17 protein-coding genes are annotated in these 19,984 nt (G+C 50.7%); 16 read left to right on the forward strand and 1 reads right to left on the reverse strand.

What is annotated here, in order from left to right; genetic code table 11:
* Window positions 1-2 precede the first annotated feature (2 nt).
* The 9 genes from AB4124_RS30135 (at window position 3) to AB4124_RS30175 (ending at window position 10,943) form a co-directional block, all read left to right on the forward strand.
* Window positions 3-1,832, forward strand: a complete 1,830-nt coding sequence (locus AB4124_RS30135; RefSeq protein WP_441975105.1) for a cache domain-containing sensor histidine kinase — start codon at window positions 3-5, stop codon at window positions 1,830-1,832.
* The gene (locus tag AB4124_RS30140) at window positions 1,825-2,826 is read left to right on the forward strand and encodes a substrate-binding domain-containing protein (protein ID WP_441975106.1); all 1,002 of its coding nucleotides are present in this window, start codon (window positions 1,825-1,827) and stop codon (window positions 2,824-2,826) included. Before AB4124_RS30135 ends, AB4124_RS30140 begins: the two co-directional genes overlap by 8 nt.
* Window positions 2,827-3,025: 199 nt before the next feature.
* Entirely contained in the window at window positions 3,026-4,051 is a 1,026-nt protein-coding gene (locus AB4124_RS30145; RefSeq protein WP_372238789.1) for a galactose ABC transporter substrate-binding protein, read from the forward strand.
* A 95-nt stretch (window positions 4,052-4,146) separates the two neighbouring features.
* Window positions 4,147-5,703 (forward strand): sugar ABC transporter ATP-binding protein, encoded by a 1,557-nt coding sequence (locus AB4124_RS30150; protein WP_441975107.1) that lies wholly within the window; start codon window positions 4,147-4,149, stop codon window positions 5,701-5,703.
* Window positions 5,681-6,700, forward strand: a complete 1,020-nt coding sequence (gene mglC, locus AB4124_RS30155) for a galactose/methyl galactoside ABC transporter permease MglC (RefSeq protein WP_100537674.1) — start codon at window positions 5,681-5,683, stop codon at window positions 6,698-6,700. Before AB4124_RS30150 ends, mglC begins: the two co-directional genes overlap by 23 nt.
* Before the next feature lie 405 nt (window positions 6,701-7,105).
* Complete coding sequence (locus tag AB4124_RS30160) at window positions 7,106-8,179, forward strand: Gfo/Idh/MocA family oxidoreductase (RefSeq protein WP_441975108.1); 1,074 nt, start codon at window positions 7,106-7,108, stop codon at window positions 8,177-8,179.
* Between the two features lie 3 nt (window positions 8,180-8,182).
* Window positions 8,183-9,022: a sugar phosphate isomerase/epimerase family protein gene (locus tag AB4124_RS30165; RefSeq protein WP_441975109.1), complete on the forward strand. Its 840-nt coding sequence runs from the start codon at window positions 8,183-8,185 to the stop codon at window positions 9,020-9,022.
* 149 nt (window positions 9,023-9,171) lie between these two features.
* Window positions 9,172-9,864, forward strand: a complete 693-nt coding sequence (locus AB4124_RS30170; protein WP_441975110.1) for a response regulator transcription factor — start codon at window positions 9,172-9,174, stop codon at window positions 9,862-9,864.
* Complete coding sequence (locus AB4124_RS30175; RefSeq protein WP_441975111.1) at window positions 9,861-10,943, forward strand: sensor histidine kinase; 1,083 nt, start codon at window positions 9,861-9,863, stop codon at window positions 10,941-10,943. Before AB4124_RS30170 ends, AB4124_RS30175 begins: the two co-directional genes overlap by 4 nt.
* A gap of 25 nt (window positions 10,944-10,968) precedes the next feature.
* Here AB4124_RS30175 and AB4124_RS30180 read toward each other — a convergent pair whose 3' ends face one another.
* The gene (locus AB4124_RS30180) at window positions 10,969-12,162 is read right to left on the reverse strand and encodes a glycoside hydrolase family 88 protein (RefSeq protein WP_441975112.1); all 1,194 of its coding nucleotides are present in this window, start codon (window positions 12,160-12,162) and stop codon (window positions 10,969-10,971) included.
* A gap of 261 nt (window positions 12,163-12,423) precedes the next feature.
* Here AB4124_RS30180 and AB4124_RS30185 point away from each other — a divergent pair, with 261 nt between their 5' ends.
* The 7 genes from AB4124_RS30185 (at window position 12,424) to AB4124_RS30215 (ending at window position 19,980) form a co-directional block, all read left to right on the forward strand.
* Window positions 12,424-12,606, forward strand: coding sequence for a tautomerase family protein (locus AB4124_RS30185; protein ID WP_076321763.1), 183 nt, complete (start codon window positions 12,424-12,426; stop codon window positions 12,604-12,606).
* A gap of 6 nt (window positions 12,607-12,612) precedes the next feature.
* A complete protein-coding gene (locus AB4124_RS30190; RefSeq protein WP_441975113.1) occupies window positions 12,613-13,575 on the forward strand; it encodes an ABC transporter permease in 963 nt (320 codons plus the stop codon).
* A gap of 18 nt (window positions 13,576-13,593) precedes the next feature.
* On the forward strand, window positions 13,594-14,466 hold the full coding sequence (locus tag AB4124_RS30195) for a carbohydrate ABC transporter permease (RefSeq protein WP_215162994.1): 873 nt from the start codon (window positions 13,594-13,596) through the stop codon (window positions 14,464-14,466).
* A gap of 125 nt (window positions 14,467-14,591) precedes the next feature.
* Window positions 14,592-16,169: an extracellular solute-binding protein gene (locus tag AB4124_RS30200; protein ID WP_441975114.1), complete on the forward strand. Its 1,578-nt coding sequence runs from the start codon at window positions 14,592-14,594 to the stop codon at window positions 16,167-16,169.
* 110 nt (window positions 16,170-16,279) lie between these two features.
* Complete coding sequence (locus tag AB4124_RS30205) at window positions 16,280-17,329, forward strand: response regulator transcription factor (RefSeq protein ID WP_441975115.1); 1,050 nt, start codon at window positions 16,280-16,282, stop codon at window positions 17,327-17,329.
* Entirely contained in the window at window positions 17,326-19,197 is a 1,872-nt protein-coding gene (locus AB4124_RS30210; protein ID WP_441975116.1) for a cache domain-containing sensor histidine kinase, read from the forward strand. The genes AB4124_RS30205 and AB4124_RS30210 overlap by 4 nt, the downstream gene beginning before the upstream one ends.
* A 15-nt stretch (window positions 19,198-19,212) precedes the next feature.
* Window positions 19,213-19,980: an SDR family NAD(P)-dependent oxidoreductase gene (locus AB4124_RS30215; RefSeq protein WP_379416685.1), complete on the forward strand. Its 768-nt coding sequence runs from the start codon at window positions 19,213-19,215 to the stop codon at window positions 19,978-19,980.
* Window positions 19,981-19,984 lie beyond the last annotated feature (4 nt).

Raw genomic sequence — 19,984 nt, forward strand, 5'->3', positions numbered from 1 at the left:
CGGTGAAAATCACGTATGCTAAGCGGGACTCGTTTAAACCAACCATTCAGCGTTGGGTTAGGCGATTTCGCGCACACAGCATTCAATCGATCATCATGTGGTCCTTCTCGGCATTTATTCTGCTTATCGTGATCGTGGTAGCTGTTCTGTTGTTCAATAAATTCTCGCGATCGGCGGAGCAAAGCGTGTTTTTGAATGCCCAGCAAATCGTGGATCAGGTCAGCTATAATCTCGAGGATTATGTGGACGGGATGGCACAGCTGTATCGGGCCATTGAGGAAAATATGCTCGCGGACGGGCAATGGGACGATGAGCAGGTGACTCAACAGTTGAACACCATCATGCGAAGTCGGGATGACATCGTCTCCATCGCTTTATTTAATGAACAGGGCGATATGCTGAGGAACCACCCGGCCATGCCGGTTAAGCCCAGCGCCAGGGTGACGGAGCAGAGCTGGTTTCACTCGGCCATGAGAGTCTCCAACCATCTGAGCTTCTCGCTGCCGCATGTTCAGAATTTGTACGACCATACATTTAAATGGGTGGTCACGATGAGCAAAGGAATTACGGTTGTTCATAACGGAGAGCCGACGTATGTCATTCTGCTGGTGGATATCAACTTCAAGAAGATCGATGAGCTGAGCAGCCGCATCAGCCTGGGGAAGCGAGGGTATGCGTACATCATCGATGAAGGAGCGGGAAACATCGTGTATCATCCCCAGCAGCAGTTAATTTACATGGGGCTTCGGAATGAGAGCGTAGAACGGGCACTTACTTCTTCGGACAGTTACATTGATGAATCGGATGGAGTCAAGCGGCTGAATACGGTGAAGTCGGTCGTTAATATCGGATGGAAAATCGTTGGGGTTTCCTATTTGGATGAAATCATGACCACAAGAGAAGAGGTCAATCGTTATCTGGTTCAGGTTGTGGCGATTGTTCTGGTGCTAGCCATCGTGGTTTCCCTGATTCTCTCGGCTATGCTGACCCGCCCCATCCGCCGGATGGGCAGAACGATGAAGGCAGTGGAACGGGGTGATTTCAATGTGGAGCTCCCGATGCAGGGGCCGCTGGAAGTGGTACAGTTGTCCAGCCGCTTCAATCTGATGCTGGATAAGATCAGGCAGCTCATGAAGCAGATTGTGAAGGAGCAGGAATCGAAGCGTAGATACGAGCTGGAAGCTTTGCAGGCTCAGATCAACCCGCATTTTTTATATAACACCTTGAATTCGGTGGTCCGCATGGTGGGCATGAGCAAGAAGGAGGAGGTCATTACGATGATTACTTCCTTGTCGAAGCTGTTTCGTTTGAGCTTGAGTAAAGGAAAAACATCGATAAGCGTCCGTGAGGAGTTGGAACATGCAAGGCATTATTTGACCATCCAACAGATGAGATATAAACAGAAATTCGATTTTATGATCGAAGCGGATGAAGCGGCGCAGTCTTGTTACACGCTAAAGCTGGTGCTTCAGCCTTTAATCGAGAACGCCATTGTACATGGCATCGAGTATATGGTGGATCATGGACATATTCACATAACGGCTGCTATCAAAGGTGACCTATTGGAGATGACGGTGAAGGACAATGGAGTCGGGATGTCCCCCGAGATGCTTGAAAGGATATTGGAGGTTGAAGCACTGCGTCAAAATCCGGCTCGATTTATCAATACGGCAGGCTCCGGCGTGGCCGTTCGAAATGTTCATGACCGCATCCAATTGTATTATGGGCATCGTTTCGGTCTGGAGTTTGAGAGTGAGCTCGAAGTGGGCACTACCGTTCGCATACGGATTCCGGTCATTCACGACAAGGGGGAGGGGCGGGAGAATGATTAGAATTCATCGTGTGGTACGGATACCGGTTGTACCTAAGGGCTGTCTCGTTGTGCTTATCCTATCCTTGATCCTCTTAACATCGTGTTCATCAGGCGCAACCATGGATGAGAATGAGCCCGAACTCCGGCATATTGCCCTCGTGGCTCCCATACACGCCGAAGAGCAGGGGGATGCCATCCGATTAGGCGCCGAGGCGGCTGCCAAGGAAAATGGATTGGTGCTCGATTATATCCCGCTGGAGCCAAGTGACGATGAAGCGGAGCAACTGCAAGCTGCATTGAAGGTGCTGGAGAAAGGCTCCTCCGCGATTTTGATCGATCCGGCATCCGAAGCCGTACTGCAGAAATTAGGGGATCAGGCATCAGCGGCTGATGTCCCTGTCATTGCTTTGAATGATGAGCGAATGACCACAGGTGTCCTGTCCGCCATTGCAATCAATAATGAGGTGGCCGGACGCAAGGCGGGTGAGCAGCTGGCTGACTTACTTGAAGGTCGGGGTGTTATCGCCATACTTCGATCCGACAGGGAGGATCCCGACCTAATGGCCCGCGAAGAGGGCGCCAAAAGTGTACTGTCGGAAATGAGCGGGATTCAAATCGCGGACGGAGCTGCGTGCGGCAAACGTGAAGATGCATGCTGGCAGGCAGCCAAGCAGCTGCTGGACCGGGAATCGGTCGACGGGATTCTGGCTCTTGATATTCAGGCTTCCTTGGGAGCGGCCAAAGAAGTCGCGAGAAGGAAAGTTCAGGGGAAGATCAAGATTGTCACCTTCGGAAGTGATCTGGAGCAGCTTCAGCTTCTGCAGGATGGCATCCTTCATAAGCTCGTTGTGCAGAACGGGTTCAGCACGGGTTATCTGGGAGTAGAACAGGCCGTGAAGGTCTTAGATGGTTCGAAATATGACAAGCCGATTGTGATAGAGACCAAGGTAATTGATGCCGACAACATGTTCTGGATGGATAATCAGAAGGTGCTATTTCCATTTGTGAAGTAAAGAAGATGCGATGCTTAGAAGTAAAGTGATGAGAATTTTGCTAGAAAGCATGAGGATTTTGAATTCGAATGTCAGGAGCTTTGCGGCATAATGGCGGTAGACAGTGAGATATGGCATATAAATGCCGTACCCGTCACTGAAAATTCGAATGAAACAAGGGAGGTCAACCCAGGTGAAGAAAAAATGGCTGATAATCCTTATGGCCGGCATGATGCTGACCACGGCGGCATGCAATAATGGCGGGAGCAGTTCAACCGGCAGCGATAGCAAGGGAAGTGAAGCGGCGGGTGGCAGCACCCCTCAAGTCGGGGTGGCGATTTATAAGTTTGACGACACGTTCATGACAGGCGTTCGGAATGCGATGTCCGATGCAGCGAATGGCGTAGCCAAACTGGATATCGTGGATAGCCAAAATGCGCAGCCAACTCAAAATGAGAAAATCGATCTGTTTATTTCAAAGAAATACAGCTCCATGATTATCAACCCGGTGGATCGGACGGCGGCCGGTGTCATTATCGATAAGGCTAAAACTGCGAATACACCAGTGGTCTTCTTGAATCGGGAGCCGATCGCGGAAGACATGAACAAATGGGATAAGGTGTATTACGTAGGGGCGAAAGCGGAGGAATCCGGAACGATTTCGGGTCAGCTTATTGTCGATTATTGGAAGGCCAATCCAAAGGCGGACAAGAACGGGGATGGCAAGCTGCAGTATGTATTGCTGCAGGGTGAGCCGGGGCATCAGGATGCCGAGCTGCGAACCAAATTCTCCGTCCAGGCGATTCAAGATGCGGGGATAGAAGTCGAAGCGCTAGCGGTGGATACCGCCATGTGGGACCGCGTGAAAGGACAGGAAAAGATGCAAGCCTTCCTTGCATCCCATGGCGACAAGATTGAAGCGGTTCTGGCAAACAATGACGATATGGCGCTCGGCGCTATTGAGGCATTGAAAGCAGCGGGTTACTTCAGCGGCGACAAATATATGCCGGTCGTGGGCGTAGATGCGACAGCTCCGGCTATTCAGGCGCTGGAAGATGGCACGCTTCTCGGCACCGTGCTTAATGATGCCAAGAGCCAGGGCAAAGCTTCTGTTGCGATTGCCGCAGCACTATCCAAAGGGGAAACGCCGAACAAGGACAACACCGGATTTGATATTACCGACGGCAAATACGTATGGATCGCTTACAAAAAAATAACGAAGGACAATATCGCCGACGCGAAATAATAGCAGGGTTATAGGAGGGGGCAGCGGCTAATCAAAGCGTTGTCCCTTTATATTCGGCTTTTTTCGATCCGGCTAGCGAAGGAGGTATCCCGAAGGTGACGGAACCGTATGTGCTGGAGATGCGGAATATATCGAAGGCGTTTCCCGGCGTTCAGGCGCTAAACGACGTAACATTCAAGGTGAGACCAGGCACCGTGCATGCTCTTATGGGCGAGAATGGGGCAGGTAAATCAACGTTGATGAAATGTTTATTCGGCATATACAAGCCTGATGAAGGTGATATTTATTTAAACGGCAGCAAGGTAGCCATCAACAGCTCCAAGGACGCACTGAATCATGGAATATCCATGATCCATCAGGAACTTCATCCCGTGCCGCATCGCAACGTGATGGAGAATATATGGCTTGGAAGATTTCCGATGGCGGGCTTCTGGCCTTTGAAATTCGTGAATGAGAAACAGATGGCAGAAGATACACTCCGCCTGTTTCGCGAGCTCGATATCGATATTGATCCCAGGGCAAGAACAGGAGCGCTTTCTGTATCCAAGATCCAATCGCTTGAGATTGTCAAAGCCGTGTCCTATCACTCCAAGGTGATTGTCATGGACGAACCGACCTCATCGCTGACCGGGAATGAGGTGGAGCATCTGTTCAGCATCATGAACAGGCTGCGTTCGCAAGGCGTGTCGATTGTCTACATCTCGCACAAAATGGAAGAGATTTTGCGCATATCCGATGACGTGACGATCATGCGCGATGGGAAATATGTGGGAACCTGGCAAGCCGGCGAGCTGACGACCGATTTGATTATCACCCGTATGGTGGGGCGGGACTTGACGGAGCGCTATCCTGAACGGACGAACGTTCCCGGCGAAACCCGGATGCAGGTCCACCAATTAAGTTCCACGAATCCGAAATCGTTTCAGAATGTATCCTTCGAGCTAAGACGGGGAGAGATCCTGGGTATTGGCGGCCTTGTCGGTGCACAGCGAACGGAACTGGTTGAAGCTATATTCGGGCTTCGTCCGGTGGCATCCGGAACCATCTCGATTAACGGGAAACTGGTAAAGATCAAATCACCCTCTGATGCCAAGAAAAATAACATGGCGCTGCTGACTGAAGAGCGCAGAGTTACTGGCATATTCCCGGTTCTCTCGGTCTATGAGAATACCGTCATTGCCAATCTTCGCAGGTATCAGAACTTCGCGTTTCTGTTAAATGAACGCAGAGGAATCGAGGATGCGCGAACGAACGTGGAGCAGCTGAGAACCAAAACGCCATCGGTCCATACCCAGATACGGAACCTGTCGGGTGGCAATCAGCAGAAGGTGCTGCTGGCGAGGTGGCTTCTGACTGAGCCTGAAATCCTTCTGCTGGATGAGCCGACACGTGGAATCGATGTGGGCGCTAAGTTTGAGATTTATTCGATCATTACGCAGTTAGCCAAGCAAGGAAAGAGCATTATTATGATTTCCTCCGAAATGCCCGAGCTGCTCGGAATGTCCGACCGAATCATGGTGATGAGCGAAGGGCGGCTGACGGGAATTCTCGCAGGGCAGGAAGCAAGTGAAGAGGAAATCATGCGGCTTGCCGCACAGCAGCGGTCAGCTGATTCGGGAGGGGAAGTCGATGAATACGCAAACCATCGGTAAGGTGAAAGATTATTTGGCGCAGCGCGCCATATTTGTAGTATTGATATTACTTGTTGTCGGGATTGCAGTCGCAGATCCCAATTTTCTGGCCTTCTCCACGCTGCGGGATATTTTGCAGCAATCCTCCACCCGATTAATTATCGCCCTTGGCGCGGCGTTCATTCTGATCACCGGCGGGGTTGACCTCTCCGCAGGACGCGTTGTCGGATTAACGGCGGTTGTATCGGCTTCCATGCTGCAAACGGATGTATACGCAAACCGCTTCTTCCCGGACCTGCCCCAAGTATCGGTTGTATTGCCGATTCTTATCGGTATATTAGCGGGGCTTATCGTTGGGTTAATCAATGGTTTCATTGTAGCTAAACTGCATGTGCCGCCATTCATAGCCACGCTCGGTACGATGGTCGGCATTTACGGCATCAATTCCATCTATTTTGATATGGAGCCGAACCAATCCCAGCCGATTGGCGGCTTGAGACCGGACTTTACCGTGTGGGGCAGCGGCTACATTGACTTCGGCGGCGGATATTCACTCCCTTACATCGTCATTATCGCCGTCTTCGTTGCGTTCATCTGCTGGGTCATATTCAACAAAACCCGGCTCGGCAAAAACATGTATGCCATCGGCGGCAACGTGCAAGCAGCGCATGTATCGGGGATCAATGTAGCCCGTAATCTTATAGCGATCTACGCGATTTCCGGTGCGTTGTATGGCATCGCCGGTGTACTGGAGGCTGCGAGAACCGGGGGCGCGACGAATAACTACGGCAATATGTATGAATTGGATGCGATTGCCGCATGCGTGGTTGGCGGGGTATCCACTGCGGGAGGCATCGGTACGGTGCCAGGTGTGATGGCCGGGGTTCTTATCTTCGGCGTCATCAATTACGGATTAACCTTTATCGGCGTCAGCCCATACTGGCAATTGATCATTAAAGGGCTTATTATCGTAGCAGCAGTCGCGTTTGATATTCGCAAATATATGGCCAAAAAATAAAAGGAAAAGAAGCCGCTGGAATATATCCCGCGGCTTTTGTAAAGATATCAGGAAGTATAAACTTCGAGGCTTGGGCCTTCCTGATATCGCAAGAAAAACTTCCTCTAACCGCGGTCTGTCTTCCGAGAAAGTACGTCGATAGACGTTTTTCTTTAGATATCAGAAAGTATAAACTTCGAAGCACGGGCCTTCCTGATATCGCAAGAAAAACTTCCTATACCCGCGGTCTGTCTTCTGAGAAAGTACGTCGATAGACGTTTTTCTTTAGATATCAGAAAGTATAAACTTCGAAGCACGGGCCTTCCTGATATCGCAAGAAAAACATCCTATACCCGCGGTCTGTCTTCTGAGAAAGTACGTCGATAGACGTTTTTCTTATAATCATCCATTACAGGAGGTGCCGTCATGACTACAGGTAAAAAACAATTAAATATCGGCGTGCTGGGCTGTGGTCCCATATCGCAGTACGGACATTTCGAGGCTTGCCGGAGAGCGCACAATGCGAGGCTATACACGATTTGCGATGTCGCGGAGGATTTGCTGAACCGCATGGCCGAAATCCACCGGCCTTCCAAGATCTACAATGATTATGACAAGATGCTGGCCGATCCCGAGGTAGAGGCTGTCATCATTGGCATCGCGGATCAATTTCACGTGCAAGCCGCTCTTAAAGCCATCGAAGCAGGAAAACATGTTCTAGTGGAGAAGCCTCTTGGGGTCACCGTAGAACAGTGTGAGGAATTGCAGCGGAAGGCACGGCATTCCGGATGTATTGTCCAAATCGGCAATATGAAGCGCTTTGACCCCGGCATCGCGTATGCCAAGCAGTTTATTGATCAAGAAATGGGTGAGATGCTGGCGCTGAAAGCGTGGTACTGCGACTCAACCTACCGATATACGGTCACCGGTAACGTGCAGCCCATGGTGCAGCTTAGTCCGAATGCCTTAAGGCCGGAAGGCAATCCCAAGCTGGATAAGCTGCGTTACTTCATGCTGACACATGGCAGCCATCTGGTGGATACGGCTCGATTTTTAGGTGGAGAGATGAATAGCGTTACAGCCTGGAACACGCAAAAGTTCGGAGCGTATAACTGGTTTGTCACGGTGCAGTATGCCTCGGGCGCTGTAGGACATCTGGATCTAACGGTTGCCGTGCGGATGGACTGGCATGAGGGCTTTCAGATCTACGGCGAACACGGAAGCGTTATTGGCAAGACCTATAATCCTTGGCTTTTTAAGTCCAGCGACGTCGAGGTATTCTCCTCACGCGACGGTTGTTATCATCGTCCGCTCGGGGAAGATGCGCATTTCTTCAAGCTGCAGGTTGAAGCCTTTGCGGATACGATTATGGAGCAGGCACCCATGCGAGGGGCCAATCTGGAGGATGGAGTGGCAGCCATGCGTGCCATGGCGGCAATTGCACGATCGGTGGAGAGTGGGAATACGGTGAAGCTGGCTGATGTAACGGGAGGTGTATGAGGCATGAGGCTGGGCATTTTCTCCAAGACGTTTGAACGACCTACATTGGAGGAAAATTTGGACGCAGTGAAAGCAAACGGACTGAGTGTGATTCAATTCAATCTTACCTGCGCCGGTCTTCGGTCGTTGCCGGACGAGATCGAATTGGAAACCGCGGTGCAAATAAGAGAAGAATGTAAGAAGCGGCATCTTCATATGGCCGCAGTTTCCGGAACCTTCAATATGATTCACCCGGACCGGCAGCGCGTGCAGGATGACATTCGCCGGTTTCGCCATTTGGCAGCGATGTGCCATTCAATGGGGACGTCAGTCATTACCCTGTGCACAGGCACGAGAGATCCAATCGATATGTGGAGAAGGCATCCGGATAACGATTCACCGGAAGCGTGGGATGACCTGCTAACGACCCTGCGTGAAGTAGTGAATATGGCAGAGGAGTTCGAGCTGGAACTGGCTATTGAACCTGAGCCTGCCAATGTGATCAGCGATGCTGTCAAAGCCAGACGGCTGCTGGATACGATGGATTCTCCCCGGTTAAAGGTCGTTCTGGATGCAGCGAACTTGTTCAGTCCGACTGAGAGGAGGCCCCTGGCAGAAGTTATCGGTCAAGCGCTGTCACTGCTCAGCGAACATGTCATTATTGCACATGCCAAGGATTATTCGACCGTAGACGGACTCCATTATACGGCTGCAGGAACCGGTGAACTGGATTATAAAGCTTACATGAAATTGCTGCACGCTTATCATTTCAAGGGTCCGCTGATTCTTCATGGCCTGCATGAACGTCAGGTGCCGCAAAGCGTCTCTTATCTGAAGACCCAATTCACAGCGGCCATGTTATGACACGAACTTCAACGCAATAACAGCAACACCCATGAATGTTATGGGCTTCTTGGTTCATCCTCATTGAATCTTCACAAGTTTCAGTTACAATGGGGTCTTATGTTAAAGTTGATTTGTACTGATGAAGGATTCAATAAGGAGAAACCAGAATGAAGACCATATTAATCGTGGATGATGAACCGAATATTCGAGAAGTTCTTGTATCTTATCTGAACAAAGAACATTATCTGACGCTGGAAGCGGCCAACGGTGCCGAAGCGTTCGATTTCCTGCGAGAGCAATCCGTCAATCTTGTCATACTGGACCTCATGCTTCCGGATATGGATGGTGAGCGGATATGCCAGGAAATTCGTACGTTCAGCTCGGTACCCATCATGATGTTAACGGCTAAGGTTGCCCAGAGCAGCCGGATTGGCGGGTTTGCCATCGGAGCCGATGATTATATCGTGAAGCCGTTCGATCCTCGGGAAGTTGTGGCCAGAGTCAAGGCCGTCTTGAGACGGGGAGATGACAGCAAGCTGCTGGCGGACGTTATTGTATATCACCAAGGCGCGCTGGCCATTCATTCAATGAAACACGAAGTTACCTGCCATGGAAAGGTTGTAAACTTGACGCCAAGCGAATACAAACTGCTGCTTCTGTTGGCCAAGTACCCCCAGCGCATTTTTTCGCGCGAAGAACTGGTCGACCGGGTGTTAGGCTATGACTTTATCGGCGACATCCGAATCATTGATCAGCATATCAAGAATCTGAGGCAAAAGATTGAATCAGACCCCAGACAGCCCAAGTATATCATCACCGTATACGGATTCGGATACCGCTTTGGAGGTGATGGGGCTTGAAGCATCGGCTGGACCTGAGGCTTGCCGCCATCATTATCAGTATCACGGCAGGGATTCTAATCATGTTTACCGTGATCAATATTGTGACCAACCATTATCATATCGCCATGTTTGAACAGCAATCATCCGTGCAACATGGGATGGCTGAGCTGAATTATCATTTGGAGCAGGCGCAGATGCAATCCATCATTTTGACATGTCTTTTATCCATTGCGATTGCTTCCGTAATAGGCATATATGTTGCAAGGAGAATATCGGCCCCCCTCGTCCAGATGAAGCGAGCGGCTGAAATGATGACGCGGGGGAAGTGGGACATCCGTGTGACAACCAAAGGGTACGATGAAATCGCGGGACTCGGCTCTTCGCTGAACGAGCTGGCTGTGCAGTTACAGAAGCAGGAGTTGCTTCGCAGGAATATGACCCAAGATATCGCACATGAACTGCGAACGCCGTTAACCACATTAAAGAGTCACACCCGTGCACTTGAGGATGGCATATGGGAGCCGACCGCAGATCGGTTTCAAACGTGCCTGAAAGAGATTGATCGATTGATTCAGCTCGTCACGGAGCTCGAAGATTTGCACGATATGGAATCGCCGGAGTTTCAACTATCCCGATCCAAGCAGGAGCTTGGTCAAATTATGGAGAGGGCCATCACCTTGGCGGCAGCAATGTATCAAGAAAAAAAGGTGGACCTGCAATATGTCAGCGGTTCGCCGATCCTAGCCGAGGTGGATGCCGACCGGATGCTCCAGGTTCTAATCAATATGTTAAGTAATGCCTTACACTACACGCCAGCTGGCGGAACGGTACAAGCCGAGCTCGTGGACGAAGGGGCAAATGCCCTGATTCGAATCAAAGATTCAGGTCAGGGGATTTCTTCCTCCGATCTGCCGTATATTTTCGAAAGGCTGTATCGGGGCGATAAGTCAAGAAATCGGTTAAGCGGCGGAAGCGGGATGGGGCTGGCCATCGTCAAGCAGCTGGTTTCCGCTCATGGCGGTCAAGTGTGGGCCGAAAGCGGAGATGAGCATGTCGGCGGGAGCTGCTTCTATATCCGGATTCCGAAAGAAGAATAGATGAATGGACATGCAAAAAACCGGATCAGAAGATCCGGTTTTTCCATCCCATTAACTTGGCTGCGCTCTCAACATAATAGTAATCGCCATAGATAAGCGAGACATTTATATTTTGTCCTGCAGGCAGATGTCCCGTGGCTTCCTTCAGGATGCCTTCATACGCGGGGTCATCCCATTCGGCGTAATGGGCCGTCAAGGAGTCGATGATACGCAGGGCACTTTGGCGGTACAGAGCGCTTTCGGTTAAAGGCACCAGGTCCGCGATTTCAAGCAGACCGGAAGCAGCGCAGGATGCTGCTGACGTATCCCGTGGTTCGGAAGTCATCGGGGTCGATTCCGTCTCTTCACGATCGGATGGTCCCATCTCCTTGCGCTCCGCACGGAAATCCCAGCGGGGTATGGAATCCTCCTCAAGGGAAGCTATGAAAAAATGGGCAACCCGCTTGGCGGCTTCAAGATACCGTATATCGCGGGTATAACGATAGGTATTAGCCATGCCATGCAATGCCCAGGCCGCTCCACGACTCCACGCAGACTCCGGACCATAGCCTTGTCCTCCCAGCGCTTCGATGAATTCTCCCGTTAACGGATCAAATCGGCAGATGTGCCGAACGGAGCCGTCCGGTCTTATGAAAAACTCGGCAACCGTATTGGCTTGCTCGCTGGCGATATGAGCGAATCTCGGGTCGCCACTCTCCTCGGAAGCCCAGAATAGGAGGGAGAGGTTCATGGTGGAGTCGATAATGGACCAGCCTTCATTCCCATGATTCCATGAGGCTGGTTTCACTTGATTCCAAGCACGAATAAATCTGCCGACCGGGTTATACCTCCCGGCAAGCAGGGTAGCCGCCAACAATCCTCTCCGCCTGGCATCCGGATCGCCGGTCAGTTTATATTTGATGACGGCTGTCGGCAGAAATTGAAAGCCGACGTCGTGATGAAAATTACTGTCCCCGATCAGCGCTTGTTCAAGTCGAACATCCCATTCCCAAGCCCATTCCTTATACTGCGGCTCCTTGGTCATATCATACATGATCCAGAGCATTCCCGGCCAAAAACCGGAGGTCCACCAATCGATCCGGGTGGAATCATAGATCCCGTTCTTTGTCGCATGGGGAACTTTGTCTTGTAGCTGTCCCGTCATACGCATTACTTTCTTTTCCAGTTTCCCCCATAACGACCCATAGGTTGTTACCTCTTCCTTAACCTGTCCGTTCATCGCTAACCTCCCATAACTGATGGCATCGAGCGGCCCGAGTTGGCATCTGCTTTGAACCATTGTTCCACAGAACGCTTCGGAATTCTATACCAACCGCTTAAGAACTATTGAAATAACAAGCCGATCTTAAAAAAACACAAGCCTTTCGAACCACCTAAAAAAAACACAAAGGAACCGATCTTCCTCCATTGCTGCCCGGTCATGAAAACTTATAGGATAAGGATATTCATCACATCCATTACCTAAGGAGGCGATAAGCCGATGCCGCAAATTACGATTAAAATGTACGAAGGACGCACGGATGAGCAGAAAAACGAAATCGTTGATGTTTTTACAAAGGAGCTGTCGCGGATCATTGACCGTGAGCCTGAATTTATCAGCATCCGGTTTGACGAAATTCCGATAGATGACAACGCACCGGCCAATTTGAGAAACAAGAGGTGATGACAGATGGCCGAGCCAAACAAAGCAGCGGTAAGCCCGAATGTGGTGGGAAAGCTCGATAAACGGAGAAAGATACTTGGCTTCATGTGGAAATACAAGGCGCTGTACTTCATATCGCTGCCGGGACTGCTGTTCTTCGGATTATTCAAATATGTTCCGTTAATGGGCTCCGTGATCGCATTCCAGAACTACAATTTGTTTGCGGGAGTAACGGGAAGTCCCTGGGTGGGTCTTGAGCACTTTCAACGAATGTTCCAGCACTATGATTTTTTGAAAATTCTGCGTAATACGCTTCTGCTGGGTACATATGACATTCTGTTTGCTTTTACGGCCCCCATTGTTCTGGCTTTATTGCTCAATGAGGTTCGTCAGGTCGTGTACAAGAAAATTGTCCAGACAATATTCTATGCGCCACATTTTCTGTCATGGGTTATTGTAAGCGGTATCTTTGTGGGTATCCTGTCCCCATCATCGGGGATCGTGAACGTGATACTCGGCTGGTTCGGCATAGAGCCGATTTATTTCCTTGGTGAAGATTCCTACATTCGAACGGTATTGGTGGGCTCCGGATTATGGAGAGATGTCGGATGGGGGACCATCATCTATCTGGCGGCGCTCGCAGGCATAAATCCGGATCTCTACGAAGCCTCCGAAATTGATGGAGCGGGAAGATGGCGCCAGACCCTCAGCATTACCCTGCCAGCGCTGCTTCCCGTAATAACGATCCTGTTCCTGCTCAAGATCGGGGACTTTATGGATTACGGGTTTGAACGCGTATTCGTGTTTCAGAACCCGCTCAACATCCAGTCCAGCGAAATTTTGGACACGTACATTTACAAAGCCGGCTTGCAGCAGCTGCAGTACAGCTATGCCACCGCCATCGGGGTGTTCAAATCCGTTGTCGGCTTGTTCCTGATTTCCATTGCAAACACCATCAGCAAGAAAGCGACCGGCGAGTCGCTGTATTAGAGGGGAGTGACCACCAACGTGAAATATGACAGTGCGGGCAGAAAACTGTTTCTTGTATTGAACTATATCATCCTTACCTTTCTTGCACTCACCATGCTGCTCCCTTTTCTCAACGTCATTGCCCAGTCGTTCAGCAGCCCAGGCGCTATCGATCGCGGAGAAGTGATGTTCTGGCCGGTGGAATTTACCTTTGCCTACTATAAGCATGTATTCAACGATATTTCCATCTGGAGGGCATTCGGGATCAGCGTCTATATTACGCTATTCGGAACCTTCATCAATCTGGCAGCAACCGCTTCGCTGGCGTATCCGCTCTCTAGGCCCGAATACGTCGGCAGAAAAACAATTATGATTATCATCCTGATGACCATGATATTCACGGCACCGCTGATCCCGCAATTCATTCTGATGCGCGAGCTGAATCTCGTCAACACGCTCTGGTCCTTGATGCTGCCATCCGCGATCAGCGCATTCAATCTGTTTGTGCTTCGAACCTTCTTCACCCAAATTCCGAGCGAACTGATCGATTCGTCCCGAATCGACGGATGCAGCGAAGTCCGTACCCTGTGGAGCATCGTGCTTCCGTTATCGAAACCGGCGCTGGCGACGGTAGGGATATTCTACTCCGTAACCAACTGGAACAAATATATGGACGCCCTTTACTATATCAATGATCGGGCCAAGTATCCGCTTCAGGTAAAATTGAGGGAGCTTCTGGTGAACGAGGGCCTGACCGATACGGGCAATATGGCATTCGAAGCAAGCTCCCAGTCCGTGCAGGGCATTCAGATGGCGGTTATTCTGGTAGCCACGCTGCCCATCATTCTCTTGTATCCGTTTCTGCAGCGCTTCTTCATTCATGGGATGATGATCGGGTCGATCAAAGAATAACCCTAAAAAAACGACAAACCGAGCCAAAGACATTCCTTGTTCCCGCCCAGACGGCTCTCTATACTGATATTAAGTTTGAAAGCGCTATTATAAGCGACTATATTAGCTTGAAAAGAGGGGTATTCATGAGAAAAAGCTGGACACGTGCGCTTACGTCAGGTCTCGTACTGGCCATGCTCGTTGGCTGTTCGGGCAACAATGGCGGAGGCGGGGGAACCAATGCCGGCGGAGACGACCAAGGCGGGAATGAAGCGGGAGCCACGAATTTTTCCATTTCGATGCGGACGCTTAACGTATCCTACGTTGAGAAGAATCCGGATATCAACAAGGATAAGTACGTGCTGGAGCTAGAGAAAATGACAAATACGGACCTGGATATCCGTCTGATTCCGCATAACGAATATCAGGATAAAATGGTGCAGATGTTCGCAACGAATGACATTCCGGATGTGGTGCAGGGCACTGGCGGAATCAGCGGTCCCGAGCTGGCGGGTGCCGTGGAGAACGGAGTCTTTCTCCCGCTGAACGATCTCCTGCAGGAGCATGGGCAGGACCTGCTCAAGTTTATCCCGGAGGAAGCCTGGAAGCGGATGACGGATTCCAAGACGGGCAATATTTACGGAATTCCCGAAATCTTGTCCAATCCGTCGAGACGGGCCACATGGATTCGGACCGACCTGCTGGAGAAGGTAGGCAAGGAGATCCCGACAACGGTGGAAGAGACGATGGATGTGCTGCGCGCGTTCAAGGAAGCCGGGGTGGAGCAGCCGTATGCCGGACGTCAGAATTTCAAATATGCGGATACCTTCTTCGGTGCGTATGACGTGCTGGGTTACCTGAACCAATTCAAGGTGTTCCCGGACGGGAAGGTAAAGCCAACCTTCTTTGATGAAGAAAGCATGAAGCAAGCCATTCAGATCTATAAGACGATGCACGAGGAAGGATTGATCAGCAAGGAATTCGCGACGATTGAAAGCGCGGATTTCAAATCCATCGTCACGAGCGGCAAAGCGGGCATGTGGTCCATGAATGCCAATGAGCTCCCGATCTGGGGCACCCAGTTGAAGGAGAATGTGCCGGACGCGAAAGTGGCGCTGATTCCTTCGCCTGTAGGACCTGACGGTAAAGGGGGATATGCCCATTACAATCCGGTAACGCGTTCCTTCTTCATCAACGCGAAGGCGAAGGATAAAGCGGAGGATATCGTGAAGTTCTTCAACTGGATGGTCAGTGAAGATGCGGAATTGTTCTTCAGCTTCGGCCTTGAAGGCGAGGATTATAAGGTAACCGACGGCAAGCCGGTCTTCGAGGTTCCAACGGACACGGCAGGAGCGGATAAAATGCGTTATTTGAACTACTGGCTGTGGCTGGTGCAGGACACGACCTACAACAAACGCGTATCCGAGTTGTCAGATTCCGGCAAAGAGCTGATTAATGCTTTTGATAACATGCTTACGAAAGAGGGCCGCCGCGGCATTGAATTCGATCCGCGTCTGGAGGCGATGGTGAAATATCCGGAGCTGAATCCGAAATCGGATGAACTGCCGCCGCTGATTCTAGAGCATGTGCTCCGCATGGTATACGGCAGGGAGCCTATCGATAACTATGGCAAGGTGCTCGAGGAATATCTGTCCAAAGGCGGCAGCGAGATTATTGAGGAAGCCACGAAACGATATAACGAAAAAGAAAACGCTTTCGAATAAGCAGAGCATGTTTTAGTATAGTGTTGAAGAATGACTCCTCTGCTTGTCTAAGCAGAGGAGTATCTTGCTAAAGCTAAACTACTCTCGCTGTTTTGAAAGGGGAATGGGTGATGTACCGCATTCTGGTCGTTGATGATGAACCTATGATAAGGATGGGCTTGGCGAAACTGATCACGCAGACGGATCCGGCCATGATTCAAGCGGCAACGGCCGGAAACGGCATGGAAGCATTGGAAGCGATCCAGACAACACGACCGGATTTCATCTTTACAGATATTAAAATGCCAAAGATGGACGGCTTGGAGCTAAGCAAGCAGCTTTATGAAAAATACGGCGATATCACGGTGGTCGTCATTTCCGGTTACGGCGATTTCGAATACGCCCAGAAATGCATGTCGTATGGTGTTAAAGAATATCTGCTCAAGCCTGTGACCAAATCGGTGGTACATAACACCATGAATAAATTGATGGCGGATCGAAAGTCCATGCAGGAGAAGCAGCGGTTTTATTTTCCGCTCTCCAAGCTGGAGGATTGGCTCGAGCAGCTGGAACTGGCCGTATGGCATTTACAAATGAACGATATCCAGGCGAAGCTGCAGGAAATCGAGGATTATTGCAATGAGCGCCGGCTCGAATCGATCCAGCTTCAGGAGCTGCTGGATGAGCTGTACGCAAAGTTGATCAAGCAGTTAAACGGCAGGGACGTATATTCGTTTGAACGCATGACGGGAATCACGGGGTCTGAACCCGGAGGGAACCATCATTATTTCGAGAGATTTCGTCTGGCCGTGAATCAGACGGTGAAACTCATACGCGAGAAGAGAAAAGGAAATGCGAAGGAGCCTGTAGAGGAAGCGAAAGCCTATATCGAGCGCAACTTGTCCCGCGATCTCTCGCTGGATGAGGTTGCCGATATGCTCGGACTCAATCCGTCGTATTTCAGCCAGCTGTTCAAACAGATGACGGACGAGACCTTTGTCCATTACCGGATCAAGAAACGAATGGAGAAGGCGAAGAAGCTCCTTGCCATTCCGCATTATAAAATTACTGACATTTCGTTCGAAGTGGGGTATGCGGATCATCCCCATTTTACGAAAACCTTTAAGAAGGTCACCGGATACACCCCTTCCGAATACCGGGAGATGCTGGGGATACAATGATGCGGAGGAGCCTGTCCCGTCAAATCTTCCTGTACTTTTTCATCGTCGTGATGTTCTCGCTTACGACGGTCGGCGTCTTCTTCTATATGAAATCATCCGAAGCGATTGACGAGCAGGTCGAGAAGTATATGACCACCGTCATCACGAACGCCGCAAGGCAAACGGATAATCAGCTGAAGATGTTTGAGCGGATCAGCAATACGATTTTGCTGCAGGATTCGGTGAAGCGATTTTTGGATATGCACCCCAGCGACAGCTACGAGCATTACCGGTTCACCCATCTCATTCGAAAGGATGTCTTTCAGAAGATCTTCATTCAATACCCCACGCAGACCCATATGATGTACATTCTGGGGTTCCATGGCCGGTCGATTTTCGATCAGAATCAGAATTTCTCCGCCATGTCGATCGATCCGTCGGACCGACTTCGTGAATTGACGGAGAAGACGCCGGGGAACGGGGAGATCGTCATCTTGAAGACCAGCCTGCTGGAACAGGATCGCGACAACGTCATTACGGTTGCCCGCAAAATCCGGGGAATGGATTCCTACGACGTTAAAGGCGTGCTCGCGGTGGAGTTCAATGAAGATCAGTTGTCGGGTTTATGGAATGGCGTCGATCTCGGAGAGCAGGGTTTCTTCTTCATCCTGGATCGCGAAGGCGAGGTCGTCTATGCCCCAGATCACGTGGATATGGAGGGAATCACGACCACGGACCTGCCGAAGCGCATTATCGCTAAGGGTGATCATCGCTTCATTGAACCGGTGCTAGGCGAGAAAGCGATGATCATCTCGCGCCAGTCCGAGTATTCGGGCTGGAGCCTCGTCATTATGATGCCGCTGGATGAGCTTCGGGCGCCGATTTCAGGCATTCGCTCCACCACCATTATCGTAGGCTTCGTTACGCTGATCATTGCGCTCATTCTTGCCTATCGATTCGGCAAATCGATCGTGAACCCGATCCGCAATCTGAAGAACGGGATGAGGCAGACGGAGAAGGGAAACTGGACGCATATCACCGATGTGAAGCCGCGGGAGGACGAGATCGGCGGATTGATCCATAGCTACAATCTCATGGTTAGCCGCTTGTCCGATATGATCGAGCAGGTATACGACACGGAGCTCTACAATCAGAAAACGCAGCTGGAGCTGCAGGACATCCAACTGGAGCGCCAGCGGGCAGAGTTCCAGGCGCTCCAATTACAGATCAATCCGCATTTTCTGTACAACACGCTGGAAACGATCAATTGTTACGCGATCGTTCAGGATTCCGACGAGATCTCGGACATGGTGGAGGCCATGGCTTTCATGCTTCGATATTCCATTCAGACCAACCTGGAGGAAATCACCATTGCCAACGAACTGAATCATGTGCGGCATTACATGATGATTTTAAAGCATCGGATCGGGCGCGATTTCGAGATCGAGGTGGCGACGCCGCCCGAGCTCCTATTGGAGAAGATGGTCAGGCTCTCCTTACAGCCGATTGTCGAGAATATTTTTCAGCATGCTTTTCCGGAAGGGATCGAAGCATGGCATTACATTCGGATCGACACGAGAATCGAACAGGACAACTTGCTGGTTATCGTCGAGGACAACGGGGCAGGCATAGCGGACCATAAGCTTCATAAACTGCGCAAAAGGCTTGAGGAAAACCGCCTGGTCGATGATGAAGAGGGGATGCATGCGCGGCGCAGGGGTGGCATCGGTATCGTGAATGTCCATCGGCGAATTCAGATGGTTTACGGAGAAGAGTACGGGATAACGGTTCATAGTTCGCCGGATCAAGGCACAAGCATCGTCATGACGATGCCGCGAATGGAAAGAGTGCGTGAACAAGAAAGCAGACTGAAACAGCTGCAAACCTAATCAGGAGGGATCAACATGCATATTAACTTATCGGGTAACATCGCATTAGTCACAGGTTCGAGTGGAGGGATTGGTCGTGCAGTTGCGTTGAAGCTGGCAAGAAGTGGGGCTAAGGTAGCCCTAAACTATCTGAGCAGCAAGGATGCCGCTGAAGAAGCCGTAGCGGAGATTCGAGGTTTTGGCGGTGAGGCTCATGCATTTCAAGCAGACGTTACGCATGTGGAGCAGGCAGAGGCGCTCGTAGCGGAAGTAGAGAAGGCATTCGGCGGCCCGGTTACGATTCTGGTTAATAATGCAGGGCATTTGGTTGAGCGTCTGGCGAATGCGGAAATGACCGAGGAGCTCTACGACAAGGTCATGGATGTGAATATGAAAAGCACGGTATTCGTGAGCAAAGCCGTCATTTCGGGGATGAAAGCGGTCGGTCAAGGCCGTATCGTGAACATGACTTCCGTTGCGGCGCACAATGGCGGTGGACCGGGCGCAAGCATTTATGCAGCGAGCAAGGCTGCCGTCCTGAGCTTTACCAAAGGCTTGGCGAAGGAGCTCGCTTCAAGCGGAATTAATGTGAATGCCGTATCCCCCGGCTTTATCGGGCAAACGGCGTTTCATGCGACCTTTACCCCGGATGATGCGCGAAAAGCAACGATCAAGGGTATCCCGCTAGGCCGAGAGGGCACCCCGGACGATGTCGCCGGCTCCGTGCTGTTCCTCGTCTCGGAGCTGTCTTCTTATCTAACGGGGGAGACGATCGAAATCAACGGCGGTATGTTCATGCGATGAGGGA

The organism is Paenibacillus sp. 2KB_20, from assembly GCF_052115765.1.
Classification (GTDB): domain Bacteria; phylum Bacillota; class Bacilli; order Paenibacillales; family Paenibacillaceae; genus Paenibacillus_AQ.

What these genes read in the sequence shown, in the direction of transcription:
- AB4124_RS30140 (WP_441975106.1), top strand. Translation starts at nt 1,825, where the DNA reads ATGATTAGAATTCATCGTGTGGTACGGATACCGGTTGTACCTAAGGGC.
- AB4124_RS30210 (WP_441975116.1), top strand. Translation starts at nt 17,326, where the DNA reads ATGATGCGGAGGAGCCTGTCCCGTCAAATCTTCCTGTACTTTTTCATC.
- mglC (WP_100537674.1), top strand. Translation starts at nt 5,681, where the DNA reads ATGAATACGCAAACCATCGGTAAGGTGAAAGATTATTTGGCGCAGCGC.
- AB4124_RS30170 (WP_441975110.1), top strand. Translation starts at nt 9,172, where the DNA reads ATGAAGACCATATTAATCGTGGATGATGAACCGAATATTCGAGAAGTT.
- AB4124_RS30200 (WP_441975114.1), top strand. Translation starts at nt 14,592, where the DNA reads ATGAGAAAAAGCTGGACACGTGCGCTTACGTCAGGTCTCGTACTGGCC.
- AB4124_RS30180 (WP_441975112.1), bottom strand. Translation starts at nt 12,162, where the DNA reads ATGAACGGACAGGTTAAGGAAGAGGTAACAACCTATGGGTCGTTATGG.
- AB4124_RS30215 (WP_379416685.1), top strand. Translation starts at nt 19,213, where the DNA reads ATGCATATTAACTTATCGGGTAACATCGCATTAGTCACAGGTTCGAGT.
- AB4124_RS30160 (WP_441975108.1), top strand. Translation starts at nt 7,106, where the DNA reads ATGACTACAGGTAAAAAACAATTAAATATCGGCGTGCTGGGCTGTGGT.
- AB4124_RS30145 (WP_372238789.1), top strand. Translation starts at nt 3,026, where the DNA reads ATGGCCGGCATGATGCTGACCACGGCGGCATGCAATAATGGCGGGAGC.
- AB4124_RS30190 (WP_441975113.1), top strand. Translation starts at nt 12,613, where the DNA reads ATGGCCGAGCCAAACAAAGCAGCGGTAAGCCCGAATGTGGTGGGAAAG.
- AB4124_RS30165 (WP_441975109.1), top strand. Translation starts at nt 8,183, where the DNA reads ATGAGGCTGGGCATTTTCTCCAAGACGTTTGAACGACCTACATTGGAG.
- AB4124_RS30205 (WP_441975115.1), top strand. Translation starts at nt 16,280, where the DNA reads ATGTACCGCATTCTGGTCGTTGATGATGAACCTATGATAAGGATGGGC.
- AB4124_RS30185 (WP_076321763.1), top strand. Translation starts at nt 12,424, where the DNA reads ATGCCGCAAATTACGATTAAAATGTACGAAGGACGCACGGATGAGCAG.